Annotated in this window: 14 protein-coding genes; 10 read left to right on the plus strand and 4 right to left on the minus strand. The window is 68.3% G+C overall.

The annotated features are described in order from the left end of the window. The first annotated feature begins 26 nt into the window (after nt 1–26). Nucleotides 27–1040 carry an SRPBCC family protein gene (locus SPI01S_RS00285; RefSeq protein WP_066717556.1) on the plus strand — a complete coding sequence of 338 codons (1014 nt, stop codon included), beginning with the start codon at nt 27–29 and terminating at the stop codon, nt 1038–1040. 53 nt (nt 1041–1093) lie between these two features. Continuing rightward, the gene (gene trmFO / locus SPI01S_RS00290; protein WP_066716447.1) at nt 1094–2410 is read left to right on the plus strand and encodes a methylenetetrahydrofolate--tRNA-(uracil(54)-C(5))-methyltransferase (FADH(2)-oxidizing) TrmFO; all 1317 of its coding nucleotides are present in this window, start codon (nt 1094–1096) and stop codon (nt 2408–2410) included. Nucleotides 2411–2542: 132 nt separating this feature from the next. Here the strand turns inward: trmFO and SPI01S_RS00295 are convergent, their stop codons facing one another. Genes SPI01S_RS00295 through SPI01S_RS00310 form a run of 4 tightly spaced genes read right to left on the minus strand, consistent with a single transcriptional unit; the run spans nt 2543 to nt 8064 of the window. Next, nucleotides 2543–4039 carry a Ppx/GppA phosphatase family protein gene (locus tag SPI01S_RS00295; protein ID WP_066716450.1) on the minus strand — a complete coding sequence of 499 codons (1497 nt, stop codon included), beginning with the start codon at nt 4037–4039 and terminating at the stop codon, nt 2543–2545. Nucleotides 4040–4043: 4 nt separating this feature from the next. Then, on the minus strand, nt 4044–6215 hold the full coding sequence (locus tag SPI01S_RS00300) for an RNA degradosome polyphosphate kinase (protein ID WP_066716453.1): 2172 nt from the start codon (nt 6213–6215) through the stop codon (nt 4044–4046). Beyond that, nucleotides 6212–6826 (minus strand): P-loop NTPase family protein, encoded by a 615-nt coding sequence (locus SPI01S_RS00305; RefSeq protein WP_066716456.1) that lies wholly within the window; start codon nt 6824–6826, stop codon nt 6212–6214. The genes SPI01S_RS00300 and SPI01S_RS00305 overlap by 4 nt, the downstream gene beginning before the upstream one ends. Next, on the minus strand, nt 6823–8064 hold the full coding sequence (locus tag SPI01S_RS00310) for a hypothetical protein (protein WP_066716459.1): 1242 nt from the start codon (nt 8062–8064) through the stop codon (nt 6823–6825). The genes SPI01S_RS00305 and SPI01S_RS00310 overlap by 4 nt, the downstream gene beginning before the upstream one ends. Before the next feature lie 63 nt (nt 8065–8127). On the opposite strand from SPI01S_RS00310, the gene purM reads away from it, so the two are divergent. The 8 genes from purM (at nt 8128) to SPI01S_RS00350 (ending at nt 14713) form a co-directional block, all read left to right on the plus strand. Beyond that, nucleotides 8128–9234 (plus strand): phosphoribosylformylglycinamidine cyclo-ligase, encoded by a 1107-nt coding sequence (gene purM, locus SPI01S_RS00315; RefSeq protein ID WP_066716462.1) that lies wholly within the window; start codon nt 8128–8130, stop codon nt 9232–9234. Further along, nucleotides 9227–9820, plus strand: a complete 594-nt coding sequence (gene purN / locus SPI01S_RS00320; protein WP_066716465.1) for a phosphoribosylglycinamide formyltransferase — start codon at nt 9227–9229, stop codon at nt 9818–9820. The genes purM and purN overlap by 8 nt, the downstream gene beginning before the upstream one ends. 69 nt (nt 9821–9889) lie before the next feature. Then, on the plus strand, nt 9890–10087 hold the full coding sequence (locus tag SPI01S_RS00325; protein WP_066716468.1) for a hypothetical protein: 198 nt from the start codon (nt 9890–9892) through the stop codon (nt 10085–10087). Between the two features lie 41 nt (nt 10088–10128). Further along, nucleotides 10129–10821, plus strand: coding sequence for an endonuclease/exonuclease/phosphatase family protein (locus SPI01S_RS00330; RefSeq protein ID WP_066716471.1), 693 nt, complete (start codon nt 10129–10131; stop codon nt 10819–10821). Then, nucleotides 10821–13097: a patatin-like protein gene (locus SPI01S_RS00335; RefSeq protein WP_066716474.1), complete on the plus strand. Its 2277-nt coding sequence runs from the start codon at nt 10821–10823 to the stop codon at nt 13095–13097. The genes SPI01S_RS00330 and SPI01S_RS00335 overlap by 1 nt, the downstream gene beginning before the upstream one ends. Before the next feature lie 64 nt (nt 13098–13161). After that, a complete protein-coding gene (locus SPI01S_RS00340; RefSeq protein WP_066716476.1) occupies nt 13162–13485 on the plus strand; it encodes a LapA family protein in 324 nt (107 codons plus the stop codon). Next, nucleotides 13482–14156 (plus strand): orotidine-5'-phosphate decarboxylase, encoded by a 675-nt coding sequence (gene pyrF, locus SPI01S_RS00345; protein WP_066716479.1) that lies wholly within the window; start codon nt 13482–13484, stop codon nt 14154–14156. The genes SPI01S_RS00340 and pyrF overlap by 4 nt, the downstream gene beginning before the upstream one ends. A gap of 50 nt (nt 14157–14206) precedes the next feature. After that, complete coding sequence (locus SPI01S_RS00350) at nt 14207–14713, plus strand: GNAT family N-acetyltransferase (protein ID WP_066716482.1); 507 nt, start codon at nt 14207–14209, stop codon at nt 14711–14713. The last annotated feature ends 11 nt before the right edge of the window (nt 14714–14724 follow it).

Genomic DNA, 14724 nt, shown 5'->3' on the forward strand with positions numbered 1-14724 from the left:
CCCGGACGCGCCGAAAGGAGTTCATGATGACCGAACTGTCTCCACGTCGCCTTAGGGCGGCGATCAGGATCGCGTGCGCGCTCGCCGCGGGCCTAGCCTTCTGCCTCGCCGTCTATCTGCTACTGACCGCAGCCAATCCGAGCGGGCTGATCAGCTTCTCGTTCCTGGTGATCCTGCCCGCCGCGACGACTGCCTTCGTCCTCGGCCTTGCCGATCCGTTTCGCGAGCGCTCGCGTGCCTTCTATGTCCGCAAGATCCCCGTGGTCATGCTGGCTGCAGTGGTGTCGACCTCGATCGTGTTCCTGTACGAAGGTATCCTCTGCATCGTCATGCTCGCGCCGATCTGGTTCGGCCTCAGTACGCTCGGCGGGTATCTGGCATGGCGCTGCTTCGGCCCGCGCGACGACGATGCGGGACAGGGGTTGCGCTCCACCGCGCTGCTGATCGTGCCGGTGCTGGCAATGCAGGTCGAGCCCTATGTGCCGCTGCCGGTCGCCGAGGCGGTGGTGCGCCGATCGATCGTGGTGGCGGCGGATCCCGCGGCGATCTGGCCGCTGGCGCGGGGTGTTGGAATGGTGGCGCCCGACGAGGGCACCTGGAACCTCTCGCAGGACGTGATCCGCCTGCCCCGCCCGGTCAGCGCCAGGCTGGCCGGCACCGGGCGGGGCGCGATCCGCTATGTCCGCTGGCAGCAGGGGCTCTCGTTCAAGGAAGTGATCACCGACTGGCAGCCCGGCAGGCGGCTGTGGTGGCGCTTCCGCTTCGACAAGGACGAGATGGACGGCTGGAAGCTGCAGGACCGCCACCTGATGCCCGACAGTGCCTATTATCGAATTACGGACGGCGGATACACGCTGGAGCCGCTGGGGAACGGCCGCACGCGGCTGACGCTGACGACGCGCTATTGGGTTCGCACACCGGTGAACTGGTATGCAAGGCTCTGGGGTGAGCTGTTCCTTGGCGACGTCTCCGACAATGTGCTGGCGGTGATCGCGAAACGGGCGGAGGCCGCAGTCCCGGCGGCGGGGGTTGCGCGATGAGCCGCGGGGACTATGTCCGCCTGCTTCCCCATTGCAACAGCTAGAGTATGCCCATGCCCGGCCACGACATCCATATCATCGGCGGCGGCCTCGCCGGTTCGGAAGCCGCGTGGCAGCTGGCGCAGGCCGGGCACAAGGTCCGCCTGTCGGAGATGCGAGGCTCGGGCGAGATGACCCCCGCGCACCAGAGCGATCGGCTGGCCGAACTCGTCTGCTCGAACAGCTTCCGCTCGGACGATGCCGACAGCAACGCGGTCGGGCTGCTCCACCAGGAGATGCGCGCGCTCGGCTCGCTGATCCTGACCCAGGGCGATATCCACAAGGTTCCCGCCGGCTCGGCGCTGGCGGTGGATCGCGACGGGTTCGCCGACGGCGTGACCGCGGCGCTGGAGCAGCATCCCAACATCACCATCGTCCGCGAGCGCGTCGATGCGCTGCCGAGCGAGGGCCGCACCATCGTCGCGACAGGCCCCCTCACCGCGCCGATGCTGGCCGAGAGCATTGGTCGGGCGACGGGCAAGGACAGCCTCGCCTTTTTCGACGCGATCGCGCCGATCGTCCACCGCGAGTCGATCGACATGGACATCGCCTGGTTCCAGAGCCGGTGGAACAAGGGATCGGGCAAGGATTACATCAACTGCCCGATGTCGAAGGAACAGTATCTCGAGTTCCACGCCGCGCTGATGGCCGGCGAGAAGACCGAGTTCCGCGAGTGGGAGAACGTCCCATATTTCGAAGGCTGCATGCCGATCGAGGTGATGGCGGAACGCGGGCTCGATACGCCGCGCTACGGGCCGATGAAGGGCGTCGGGCTCGACGATCCGCGCACCGGCCGCTGGCCCTATGCGGTGGTGCAGCTGCGCCAGGACAATGCCAGCGGCACGCTGTGGAACATGGTCGGCTTCCAGACCAAGCTCAAATATGCAGAGCAGGTGCGGCTGTTCCGGACGATCCCGGGGCTGGAGAATGCCGAATTCGCCCGGCTGGGCGGGCTGCACCGCAACACCTTCCTGCGCTCGCCCGAGCTGCTGGACGGGACGCTGCGGCTGAAGAGCGCGCCGAACATCCGTTTCGCCGGCCAGATCACCGGCTGCGAAGGTTATGTCGAGAGCGCGGCGATCGGGATGCTCGCCGGGCGCTTCGCTGCCGCCGAGATCGCGGGCACCGAACTGCCGGCACCGCCGCGCGAGACGGCGCTGGGCGCACTCCTTTCGCACATCACCGGCGAGGCGGAGATCGAGACCTATCAGCCGATGAACGTCAATTTCGGCTTGTTCCCGCCGATCGAGGGCCGCACCAAGAAGGCCGATCGCAAGCGGATGTACACCGATCGCGCCCGGGCCGCGCTGAAGGATTGGCTGGCGGCGTAGCGGTCCGCCACTTCCTCCTCCCGTCATCCCGACGAAAGTCGGGATCCAGGCGCCTCGAGGCTCCAGATCGAGCCGAGACCGCCAGGGCATGGATCCCGGCTTCCGCCGGGATGACGGCTTAGAGCGTGGTCCTCACGTCTCCAGCACCGGCTCCTTTGCCATCGCCACCGCCAGCGCGCGGTGGCGCTTCTCCACCGCCTCGCCGTACAGCGGCTCGTCGCCGTCGGCGAGGCTGAGTACCAGCGACGGGCCCTCCAGCCGCAGCCGCGAACGCTTGAGCGGGCGCGCGACGCCGCCGCTCAGCCGCTGGCCGAGCCGCATCGCCAGGCCCCAGCGCTTGGCCTCGGCCAGCGCTTCGGGCGAAGCGAGGCGTTCGAGCGGCGCCGGGCTGTCGGTCGCGCCGCCCAGCGAGGTGTAGAGCGCCTGCGCCACGATCGCCCGACCGACGGCGTCGATGCCGACCCAGTTGCCGTGCAGCCCGATCTCCATGCCGCGTTCGGCGCGGAACTCGGGGTTCGCACGCCAGCCCACATCCGCCAGCAGGCACGCGGCATGGCGCAGCCGCGCCCAGTCCGGTCCGTCGCGGAACAGCGGCGCCAGCCAGGCATCGAGCAGATCGCCATGTTCGGGGAAGCGACCCGAGCGCTGGCCCTCCTCGCGTGCGGCGACGATCAGCGGGTCCTGCAACCGCTCTTCGGTCGACAGGCGCTGGAACAACAGGCCCTCGCGCAGCCCATAGGCCGAGACGATCGTCCCGCTGCTGCCGAGCTGCTTCGTCACCGCCACCAGCAATGCAGCGGCATCGGCCAGCGAGGGGATGCGCGCGCTCGACAGGTCGGGCACGGTCTTGAGATCGGCCTTGGTCGCGCCTTCGACGCGGCGGCCTAGTTCCTCCACCCGGTCGATCGCCAGCGGGTAGTGGTGAACGATCGGCAGCGGATAGTTGGTGAGGTGCATGTCGAGCTTGGCGAGCGAGCGCCAGGAACCGCCGACCATGTAGAAGGGCAAGCCCTTCCCCCGCCCCTTCCAGCCTGCCGTCTCGATCATGCGGGTGACGTCGCGCTCCAGCACGCCCTTGCCCCGCGCCCGGATCGCGCCGAGGCGGAGCACGCCGAGCGGGAAGGAGACGCGGTCGGTAACGGTGCCGGCGACGACACGCACCAGCTCGAGGCTGCCCCCGCCAAGGTCGCCGACCACGCCGTCGGCTTCCGGAATGCCCGAGAGGACGCCGAAGCCGGCGGCGGTCGCCTCCTCCACACCCGACAGCAGCTCGACCTCCAGCCCGCAGGCCTCCGCCATCGCCATCAGTTCGCCGCCGTTCGACGCGTCGCGCACCGCGGCGGTGGCGACGGTGCGGAGCTCGCTGACCTGCATCTCGCGGGCGAGCAGCGCAAAGCGGCCCAGCGCCGCCCGCGCGCTGGCGAGCCCGCCGGCATGGATCGCGCCGGTTTCGGCCAGCCCCTTGCCCAGCCCCGCCATCACCTTCTCGTTGAACAGGATCGCGGGCAGCCGCGCCGGGCCTTCGTAGACGACGAGGCGGATCGAATTGGAACCGATATCGATGATCGCCGTGCGCGGCCGTGCGCCGTCCGACTCGGCGCGCGGCTTGCGGAAAAAGGCTGTCGCCACCCGCTCAGCCGCCCTTCGCGGCGGCGAGGCGGCGCTTGCGCGGCGACAGCTTCGGCACCGGCTTGCGCGCGTCCACCGCGGCGCCGCGGCCGGAGAGCGAAGGATTGGTCATGAAATAACGATGCAGGTTGAATTCCCCTTCGTCGCTCGGGACGATCCGGTCGTAATGGCCGTCGGGCGCGAGCAGCCAGCTCTGTTCGTTGTCGAGCAGGTTGGCGACCATCACCTGGTCGAGCACCTGATCGTGCACGGTCTTGTTGAGCAGCGGCAACATGAACTCGACGCGGCGATCGAAGTTGCGCTGCATCCAGTCGGCCGAGGAGATATAGAGCTTGGCATCGTCGTTGGGCAGCGCCTTGCCGTTGCCGAACGCCCAGATGCGGCTGTGCTCCAGAAAGCGGCCGACGATTGATTTCACCCGGATGTTCTCGCTCACCCCCGCCACGCCGGGACGCAGGCAGCAAATGCCGCGCACGATCAGCTCGATCTGCACGCCGGCGGTGCTCGCCTGGTAGAGCTTCTCGATGATCGCGGGATCGACCAGCGAGTTCATCTTCGCCCAGATCGTGCCGGGGCGTCCGGCGCGGACATGCTCGATCTCTTCCTCGATCAGCGCGGTCAGCCGGCGGCGCAGGTCGCGCGGCGAAATGCCGAGCAGCTCGAGATGCTGCGGTTCGACATAGCCCGTGACATAATTGAAGATCTGCGCCGCATCGCGCCCCATCCGCGGATCCGCGGTGAAGAAGCTGAGATCGGTATAGATGCGCGCGGTGATCGGGTGGTAGTTTCCGGTGCCGAAATGGCAGTAGGTGCGATAGCGGTCGCCCTCGCGCCGCACGACCATCGAAACCTTGGCGTGGGTCTTCCAGTCGATGAAGCCGTAGACCACCTGCACGCCCGCACGCTCCAGCGCGGTTGCCCAGTAGAGGTTCTGCTCCTCGTCGAACCGCGCCTTGAGCTCGACCACCGCCGTCACCGATTTGCCCGCCTCGGCGGCCGCGATCAGCGCGTTGATGACCGCGGGCTGCTTGCCGGCACGGTAGAGCGTCTGCTTGATGGCGACCACGTCCGGGTCCGCCGCCGCCTGCTGGAGGAAGCTGAGCACCACGTCGAACGTCTCGTACGGGTGGTGGACGATGATGTCCTTGGCGCGGATCGCCGCGAAGCAATCGCCGCCATACTCGCGGATCCGCTCGGGGAAGCGCGCCGAGAAGGGCGTGAACTTGAGGTCCGGCCGGTCCTCGTCGACCAGCATCGAAAGGTCGCCGACGCCGAGGAAGCCGCCGGTCTCGGTGAGCAGCGCGTCGCTGCCGCCCAGTTCCTCCTTGAGCACCGCTTCGAGATCGGGGGCGATGCCCTCCTCCATCTCCAGGCGGATGACCCGGCCGCGACGGCGCCGCTTGATCGCCGAGCGGAAGGTGAGGACGAGATCCTCGGCCTCTTCCTCGATTTCGATGTCGCTGTCGCGCAGCACGCGGAAGGTGGCAGCGCTGATCATTTCATAGCCTGGGAAGAGCAGACCGTGGAAATGCTTGATCAGCGTTTCGATCGCCACATAGCGCGCGGGGCTCCCGGGCAGGCGCGCGAAACGCTTCAACGTCGTCGGCAGCATCACCAGTTCCTGGATCGGCTCGCGATCCGAGGTGCGGACGAGGTTGAAGATCACGCTCGATCCCTGATTCGGGATGAACGGGAACGGATGCGCGGGGTCGAGCGCCTGGGGCGTGAGGATCGGGAATATCTGCTCGCGGAAATGGTTGGCGAGCCATTCCTCGGTTTCGCCGGTGATCGCATCGGCTTCCAGCACGAAGATATTGGCGAGCGCGAGCTGGGCGCGAATGTCCACCCATACCGCCTGCTGCTCGTCCGCCAGCGTCGCGGCCTCGGCCGAGATCGCTTCCAGTTGCTGGGCGGGGGTAAGGCCGTCGGCCGAGCGCGTGTCGATGTTCTGGAGCTGCTGGCCCATCAGGCCCGCCACGCGGACCATGAAGAATTCGTCGAAATTGCTGCCCGAGATCGAGAGGAAGCGCAGCCGCTCCAGCAGCGGATGCGCGGGGTTGCAGGCCTCCTCCATCACGCGGCGGTTGAAGGCCAGCCAGGAGAGCTCGCGGTTGAAGTAGCGCGCTTCGGTGGGATCGGCGGGGGCGATGGTCGCAGGTGCGGCGGATTCGGTCATTCGCTCTCGCTATCGTCGGAATGCGTCAAAAGGCTTGCAGCCTGAAGTGTAGACTTCGCCACCGGGATCGACAAACGACCGTCGGTCTCCGTCTCCAGCACGTCGGCAACGCGCAGGATCGCGACATGGCTGCGCTCGATCCGTTTGGCGATCCAGGCGATCACCGCCGGTGTCGCGTGGAGCAGGTGCCGGGTGAAGGCGCGTTCGAGCAGCAGCGGGATCAGCGCATCGTCGGGCGGGCCGATCTCGAGCAGCGGCGAGGCGGCGAGGCGAGAACGCAGATCGGGCAGCGTCACCTCCCACAGCGGCGGCGCGGCATCGGCGACGATCAGCAGCGGGCGACGCTCGCCCTGGGCGCGGTTCCAGGCGTGGAAGATGCCTTCCTCGTCCGCCCGCTCGGCATCGTCGATGATCGTCGCGCCGTTCTTGGCGGCGAAGATGCGCGCGAGCAGGCTGCGGCCGGACTTGCGCGGGCCGACCAGCAGCGCGGCCATCACCGGCCAGGTGGCCCAATGTTCGAGCTGATGGACGGCGCGGGCGTTCGAGTCGCTGACCAGGAAGTCCGTCTCGCTCGCTTCGGGCAGGCCCAGCGGCAGGCGGAGCTGGCTCATTGTGCCTTGGGGGTCGGCGATGCCTGGGGCGAAGCGCCGCGGCGGATGCGAAGCACGCCGGGCCCTTCCTGCACGCTCCAGCCGCGCGACTCGAGCGCGGCGCGCAGAGCGGCCTGCGATCCGTCGAACGACACGCGCATCACCGAGATGCCGCCCAGCGCCAGACTGGTCGTGGTGGCGCTGCGCACGCCCGGTACGCCGCGCACGGCGCTTTCCGAGGCGTTGACGGCGGCGGCGTTGGGTGTTTCGACCTGCACCGACAGCGATGCGGTCGTGGCGGCAGGCGTGCCTTCGACACTCGGCAGCGGCGTGGGCAGCGGCGTCTCCTCAGACACAGGCGCGGCCGGCTGGGCAACCGGCGGCCGGGCCGCGAGCACGGCATCGGTATGCAGCCGGCCATCGGAAAGCGCCGCCTGATAGGCCTTGTCGATCCGCGCTACGGCGGTATCGAACAGCGTGTCGATCGCGTCGCCATTGTCGATCCGCAGCGCGAAGCTGGTGATCGGCAGCTTGTCCGGCCCGTGCGTCGCGGAGAAGATGCCGACGATCGGCCCGCCCGGATAGTCGCGACGCAGTTGCACCTCGGCGACGAGCATGTCGACGGCGCCGTACTGGTCGAGGATCGTCCGCCACCAGTTGCGGCCATGGCGCAGCGTCTGGCCGGTATTGACCAGCAGCCGGTCGGCGCCGGTACCGCGCAGCCGAATATAGTCGATCGTGCTGCCAGCGGCGCGCAGCCGGTTCCAGGCGCGCGCCCAGGCAGTGTCGCGCTCGAACACCTGGCCGACGCCGCCCGAATATTGCAGCGGCACCAAGAGCATCGGCGGCGAATGGGTAACCGCGATCGAGACACCGAGGATCGAGCCGGCCTTGGCGCGATCGAACTGCACGCCCAGGCTGGCGATGTAACGATTGGGGCCGATCTGCTCGCGCTCGACGACGATGCCGGTCACGATGGCGTCCAATGCCGAGTCGGAGAGCGCGCCGGGCTTGCCGGTAAGCTGCTGCGACAGCATCGACCAGCCCTTGCGCTGCGCGATCCGCCAGCCGCCCTGGCGTGCGATGTCGGCGCTCTTGCCTGACACGTCGACCTTCACGCCGCTCACTTCGAAGCTGCCGGCCGTGCCCGCAGGCGCCGCGGGCGCCCCGCCCTGCCCGCGTGCCGCCACGATGCCCGCACCGGCGAGCGCGAGCGCCGAAAGGGCGCCAAGGACGGTTTTGGGACGGCGAAACTGCATGCGGGCGCCCTTTTGGCGAACCGGGCGTGGAAATCCAAGCGCGTTGTGGCTAGGGCGTCGGCCATGAGCGAGACCAAGGCGGGCGACGGCCCTTACACCTATGCCCAGGCGGGCGTTTCGATTGCGGCAGGCAACGCGCTGGTACGCGCGATCGGCCCGCTTGCCCGTTCCACCCGGCGCGCCGGCGCGGACGCCGATCTGGGCGGCTTCGGCGGCATCTTCGACCTGAAGGCGGCGGGCTTCACCGATCCGCTGCTGGTCGCGGCGAACGACGGCGTCGGCACCAAGCTGAAGCTGGCGATCGAGCACAATCATCACGACGGCGTCGGCATCGACCTTGTCGCGATGTGCGCCAACGATCTGATCGTGCAGGGCGCCGAGCCGCTGTTTTTCCTCGACTATTATGCGAGCGGCAAGCTCGACAACGCGGTCGCCGAGCGCGTCATCGCGTCGATCGCCGAGGGCTGCCGCCAGGCCGGCTGCGCGCTGATCGGCGGCGAGACCGCCGAGATGCCGGGCATGTATGCCGATGGTGATTACGACCTCGCCGGCTTCTGCGTCGGCGCGGTCGAGCGCGACCGGCTGCTCGACGGCAAGAAGATCGCGCCTGGCGACGTGCTGCTCGGCCTCGCCTCGAACGGCGTGCACTCGAACGGCTTCTCGCTGGTGCGGCGACTCGCGGCGGACAAGGGCTGGAAGCTCGATCGTCCGGCGCTGTTCGATCAGGAGCGGTTGCTGATCGACGCGCTGATGGCGCCGACTCGGATCTATGTCGCCAGCCTGCTGCCGGAACTCCGCAAGGGCACGATCCACGGCCTCGCCCACATCACCGGCGGCGGTCTTCTCGAGAATGTCCCGCGCGTTCTGCCCGAGGGCACCCATGCGCGCATCGACGCGGGCGCCTGGCCGCAGTCGCGGCTGATGGCGTTCCTGCAGGCGCAGGGCAATATCGAGCCCGAAGAGATGGCGCGCACCTTCAACTGCGGTGTCGGCATGGTCGCGGTGGTCGCCGCCGAAGAGGCTGAAGCCGTGGCGGCGGCGCTGACCGCAGCCGGCGAGACGGTGTTCACTATCGGCGCGATCGAAGCGGGTGAGCGCGGCTGTACCGTGTACGGCGCGGACGAGACCTGGAGCGCCCGTGGGGCGTGGAGCGCTACCCACCATGGCTGAGGCGTCCGTTGGCGCCTCCAGCAAGAAGCGACTCGGCATCCTGATCTCGGGCCGCGGATCGAACATGGCCGCGCTGGTCGAAGCTGCCGGGGCGCCGGATTGCCCGTACACGGTCGCGCTGGTCGCCAGCGACAAGCCGGAAGCGGCCGGGCTCGCTTGGGCTGCCGAGCGGGGCGTGCCGACCTTTGCCCAGTCGCCCAAGGGCATGCCCAAGGCCGACTATGAAGCGAAGATCGACGCGGCACTGCGCGACGCGGGCGTCGAGGCGATTGCGCTCGCCGGCTATATGCGGCTGCTATCGGACGATTTCGTCTCGCGCTGGCGCGGGCGGATCGTCAATATCCACCCCTCGCTGCTGCCAAAGTACAAGGGCCTCGACACCCATGCCCGGGCGATCGAGGCCGGTGATGCGGAGGCCGGTGCCTCGGTCCATATCGTCACCGAAGAACTCGATGGCGGCGACGTGCTCGGCCAGGCCCGCGTGGCGATCCTGCCGGGCGACACTGCCGATTCGCTCGCGGCGCGCGTGTTAGCGGAAGAGCACCAGCTCTATCCGAAAACCCTCGCCGCATGGCTTTGCGGCTGAAATCCGAGGATATTTGGCCGCGATGCGGCGTTCTCCCCGGTCAATACTCCAGAACGGGAAGCGACGGACATGGCCAAGCACTCGGCGCTTACGCCGGAGGAAGTGGGCGGAATCGCCACCGCTGAGCTCGGCCTTGTGCTGCTCGATGGCCCCGACGGCGTCGCGGTGGCGATGACGCCGGAAGCCGCCGAGGCCACTGGCCGCAGCCTGCTCGCAGCGGCCGAAATCGCCGCCGGGCAGCGCGAGCGGGGCGAAACGGGTTATTGAGACTTGTGCTGCGATAATGCTCGCGCCGATAAGGGGCGCGGATGATCAAGGTCGCCAGCTACAACATGCGGAAGTCGATCGGCACCGACCGACGGCGCCGCCCGGAGAGGACGCTCGAGGTACTGCTCGAGGTCGACGCCGATGTGATCGCCTTGCAGGAGGCCGATCGACGCTTCGGTGCGCGTGAGGCGGTGCTTGCGCAACATCTGCTCGCCGAACACAGTCCGTGGAAAGCGGTGCAGTTCGGCATGCGCGCGCGGTCGATGGGCTGGCATGGCAATGCGCTGCTGGTCCGCAAAGAGGCCGAGATTCTCGCCTGCGCGGCGCTGCACCTGCCCACGCTCGAACCGCGCGGTGCGGTGATGGCGGACCTTCGGATCAACGGGCAGCCGCTGCGCGTCGTCGGCATGCACCTCGACCTGTCGGGCCTGTGGCGGCGGCGGCAGGCGCATGCGATCCTCACCCAGCTTGCCGGCTGCCCAGCGATGCCGACCGTGATGATGGGCGACCTCAACGAATGGAGCGCGGAGCGCGGTTGCCTGCGCGATTTCGCCCAGCATTTCGCCTTCGCGCCCACCGGCAAGAGCTTCCACGCACGCCGCCCGATGGCGCGGCTGGACCGGATCATGGCCTCGCCCGACCTGGCGATCGGCGACGCCGGGGTGCATCACAGCCTCGCGGCCCGCACCGCCTCCGATCACCTTCCGGTCTGGGCGGAGGTGCGGCACCGCTGATGCAGGAAGGGCAGGAAAAGGAACTGCGGCTGGCGCTGGTCTGCTATGGCGGGATCAGCCTTGCGGTGTACATGCACGGCATCACCAAGGAGGTGTGGCACCTCGCCCGCGCGAGTTGCGCCGAGCGCGAGGGAACGCCGCTCCACAGCGTCTATCGCGACCTGCTTGAGGAAATCCGCGAGCGCAGCGGCCTCAATTTGCGCGTGCTTGTCGACATCCTCTCGGGTGCCAGCGCCGGCGGAATCAACGCCGTATTCCTCGCCCAGGCGATCGCCACCGGACAGTCGCTCGATCCGCTGACGGCGATGTGGCTGGACTATGCCGATGTCGATGCGTTGCTCGCGCCCAGCCAGGGTCCGTCGCATCGCTTCGCCAAGGTGTGGGCCAAGCCGATCGCATGGATGGTCTCGAACCGATCGCAGGCGATCGACGAGACGGTGGAAGCCGGTGCCCGCGCAGAAGTGCGGGAGAAGCTGGAACGCTTCGTGCGCTCGCGTTGGTTCGAACCTCCCTTCGGTGGCGCGCAGCTGCTCCATACCCTGATGAACGCATTCGACGCGATGGCGAACGGGCCGGCCGAGCGCCGGCTGCTGCCCGATGGCCAGCCGCTCGACCTGTTCGTTACCGCCACCGATTTCCGCGGCCATGCGGAAACCTTGCGGCTCAATACGCCGCCCGAGGTGGTGGAAACCGAACACCGCCTGGTCTTCGGCTTCAGCGATCATGGGCGGGGGACCGGCGTGGCGCATCCGGCTGCGCTCGCCTTTGCCGCGCGGGCGACTTCCAGCTTCCCGGGCGCCTTCCCCCCACTGATGGTGGAAGAGCTCGACAAGGTGCTGGCAGAACGCAGCGAAACCTGGTTCGGGCGCGATGCCTTCCTCCAGCGCGCGCTGCCCGAGCAATGGTCGGAGAGCCGGGCGGAGAAGGCGGTACTCATCGATGGTTCCGTTCTCGCCAACGCGCCTTTCGGCCCGGCGATGGCGGCGCTGCGCGAGCGCCCTGCCCGCCGCCAAGTCGACCGGCGGTTCGTGTTCCTCGATCCCACGCCGGACATGCGGTTCGACTTCTACGGTCCGCGGCAGGAACGCCCCGGCTTCTTCTCGACGATCATCGGCGCCCTTTCCGAGCTGCCGCGCAAGCAGCCGATCCGGGACAATCTGGATGCCATCGCCGATCGTTCGGATCGCATCGAGCGCATGCTCGCCATCGTTGCCGAGATCCGGGCGGAGGTGGAGGCGCAGGTCGAGTCGCTGTTCGGCTATACGCTGTGGCTCGATTACCCCACGCCCAAGCGCCTCGCCGCGTGGCGCAAGCGCGCCCAGGTCGCCGCTGCCGCCAAGGCCGGCTATGGCCATACCGCGTACGCGCTGCTCAAGGTGGACGGTGCGGTAGACCGCACCGCGAGGCTGCTCCAGTCGCTGAGCGGCCAGCAGGACGGCCAGCGACTCCGCACGGTGGCGCGCCAGTTGCGCGACACCGTCCGCGTGCGGGGCGCCGACAGGTTCGGGGCTGCGCTGCCAGGCGGCGCATCGCCCGAAGCGCTGGATTTTCTGCGCGGCCATGATCTCGGTTTCCGCATTCGCCGCTTGCGCCTGCTCGCGCGGCGTCTCTCGGAAATGGAGCATTCGGCGCCGCGCGGCGCGATGCGGCCGATGCGAGACGCGATCTACGGCGCGCTCGCCGCCTATCTCGAGCTCAAACGCTCGGATACCTTTGCGGATCTGCGCGATCGCACCGGAGAGGACCGCGGCGCGCTGCTCGATGCCCTTGCGGAACGGATGCAGCTGCGCACGCTCGACCGGCAGACCGACGAGGCCCTCTCGGCCGGGTTCAGCGCGCTGTCGAAGGAGCTGCGGCGACCGATGCTGCTCGCCTATCTAGGCTTCCCCTTCTTCGACATCGCCACGCTGCCGCTGCTGCAGGGCGAGGGGATGGACGAATTCGATCCCATCCGCGTCGATCGCATCTCGCCGGAAGATGCCAGGGCGATCCGCACCGGCGGCGTCGCCGCGATGCTGAAAGGCAACCAGTTCAACAATTTCGGCGCATTCTTCAGCCGCGCCTATCGCGAGAATGATTATCTTTGGGGTCGCCTGAACGGCGCGGACCGACTGATCGACATCGTGCTGTCCACGCTTGATCCGGAAGCCCGGCCCGACGTCGAACATGTTGCAGCGCTCAAGCGTCGCGCGTTCCACGCGATCCTCGACGAGGAAGCACCCAGCCTCACCGCGATCCCCGGCTTGGTCGCCGAGTTGCGGGGCGAAATCGGCTGAGCCTTGGCAAGCGGGCCCGCTCGGGCCTAGAAGGCCGCTCAGGGTTTGCCAGGAAGGGAGCGGAATGCGGTTTCTGAAGGTGCTGTTGTGGCTCCTGCTCGGCGGCGTGATCGCCGGGTTCGTGATCTACAATGGCGAGCAGCGCGTGAGCATCCAGCTCTGGGGCGGACTCGTCGCCGATATCAGCCTGCCGCTCTTGCTGATCGTCGTGTTCCTCGCCGGTTTCCTGCCGATGCTGGTCGCGTATCAGACGCTGCGCTGGCGGATGCGCCAGCGTTTCGCCGGACTGGAGCGCGCACTGGCCGATCTGCGGTCGATCCCCGCCACAGCGGCGCCCCGCTTCGAGCCGGTGGCGGAAACGCCCGCGATCGAGGATCCGCGCGCATGAGCAGCCGGATCTACGTCGCGCTCGACACGCCCGAGCTCGAAAAGGCAAAGGCGCTCGCCCAGAGGGTCCGCCACCATGTCGGCGGCATCAAGCTGGGACTCGAATTCTTCATGGCGAACGGGCGCCATGGCGTGCACGAGATGGCGGAGATCGGCGTGCCGATCTTCCTCGACCTCAAGTTCCACGACATCCCCAACACCGTTGCCAAGGCGATCCAGGCACTGCGGCCGCTCAACCCGGCGATCCTAACCGTCCACGCCGCGGGTGGCCGGGCGATGCTGGAAGATGCCAAGGCGGCGGCACCCGAAGGCACCAAGGTCGTTGCTGTGACCATGCTCACCAGCCTGGATGGCAGCGACATGACCTCGATCGGCCTCAAGCCCGACCCGCACGAGCAGGTCATGCGCCTAGCGGAGCTGGCGCGCTCGGCGGGCGTCGACGGCATCGTCTGCTCGGGCGAAGAGGTGAAGGCGGCGCATGCAGCGTGGAAGGACGGCTTCTTCGTCGTCCCCGGCGTGCGACCGGCCGACGCGCATGTCGGTGACCAGAAACGCGTGGTGACGCCGCGAAGCGCGGTGGATGCGGGCGCATCGATCCTGGTCATCGGCCGCCCGATCACCCAGGCCGAGGATCCCGATCAGGCTGCCCGCGCAATCGCCGCGACCCTTTGACATAGAACGGCATTTCCCTCCTACAAGGGAGGGAAATGTCCGGAAGTTCCATGCCCCTCACCCTCCGTCCCGCCACGCTTGCGGAGCTGCCCGCGCTCCACCCCGTGATCGAACGCGCCTATCGCGGCGAGACCGCGCGCCAAGGCTGGACGCATGAGGCGGACCTGATTGAAGGCCCCCGCACCAGCCTGGAAACGCTGGCGGGCATCGTCGCAGATCCGCTCCAGGTGCTGCTGAGCGCGTGGGAGGGCGGCGTTGCGCTCGGCTGCGTCAATGTCGCCAAGCGGGGCGGTGGCACCGCCTATCTGGGCCTGCTCTGCATCGAGCCGCTGCGCCAAGCCAGCGGGCTCGGCCGCCAGCTGATTACCGCTGCCGAGGCGTATGCGCGCAACGTCTTCGGCTGCACGCGGATCGAGATGACCGTGATCGAGGAGCGCCGCAAGCTGATCGAATATTATGTCCGCCGCGGCTATGCCGAGACCGGCGCGCGCCGCGACTTTCCGATCCCGCTGGACCCGCCGCTGTTCATGACGGTGCTGGCCAAGCCGCTCGTCTAGCGCCTACAGGG

This window comes from Sphingomonas pituitosa NBRC 102491, assembly GCF_001598435.1.
Classification (GTDB): Bacteria; Pseudomonadota; Alphaproteobacteria; order Sphingomonadales; family Sphingomonadaceae; genus Sphingomonas; species Sphingomonas pituitosa.

Excerpts from the sequence above, each read along its gene's own strand:
- purM (WP_066716462.1), top strand. The coding sequence starts at position 8,128 with ATGAGCGAGACCAAGGCGGGCGACGGCCCTTACACCTATGCCCAGGCG.
- SPI01S_RS00350 (WP_066716482.1), top strand. The coding sequence starts at position 14,207 with ATGCCCCTCACCCTCCGTCCCGCCACGCTTGCGGAGCTGCCCGCGCTC.
- SPI01S_RS00325 (WP_066716468.1), top strand. The coding sequence starts at position 9,890 with ATGGCCAAGCACTCGGCGCTTACGCCGGAGGAAGTGGGCGGAATCGCC.
- SPI01S_RS00305 (WP_066716456.1), bottom strand. The coding sequence starts at position 6,826 with ATGAGCCAGCTCCGCCTGCCGCTGGGCCTGCCCGAAGCGAGCGAGACG.
- SPI01S_RS00300 (WP_066716453.1), bottom strand. The coding sequence starts at position 6,215 with ATGACCGAATCCGCCGCACCTGCGACCATCGCCCCCGCCGATCCCACC.
- SPI01S_RS00330 (WP_066716471.1), top strand. The coding sequence starts at position 10,129 with ATGATCAAGGTCGCCAGCTACAACATGCGGAAGTCGATCGGCACCGAC.
- SPI01S_RS00335 (WP_066716474.1), top strand. The coding sequence starts at position 10,821 with ATGCAGGAAGGGCAGGAAAAGGAACTGCGGCTGGCGCTGGTCTGCTAT.
- purN (WP_066716465.1), top strand. The coding sequence starts at position 9,227 with ATGGCTGAGGCGTCCGTTGGCGCCTCCAGCAAGAAGCGACTCGGCATC.
- pyrF (WP_066716479.1), top strand. The coding sequence starts at position 13,482 with ATGAGCAGCCGGATCTACGTCGCGCTCGACACGCCCGAGCTCGAAAAG.
- SPI01S_RS00310 (WP_066716459.1), bottom strand. The coding sequence starts at position 8,064 with ATGCAGTTTCGCCGTCCCAAAACCGTCCTTGGCGCCCTTTCGGCGCTC.
- trmFO (WP_066716447.1), top strand. The coding sequence starts at position 1,094 with ATGCCCGGCCACGACATCCATATCATCGGCGGCGGCCTCGCCGGTTCG.
- SPI01S_RS00340 (WP_066716476.1), top strand. The coding sequence starts at position 13,162 with ATGCGGTTTCTGAAGGTGCTGTTGTGGCTCCTGCTCGGCGGCGTGATC.
- SPI01S_RS00285 (WP_066717556.1), top strand. The coding sequence starts at position 27 with ATGACCGAACTGTCTCCACGTCGCCTTAGGGCGGCGATCAGGATCGCG.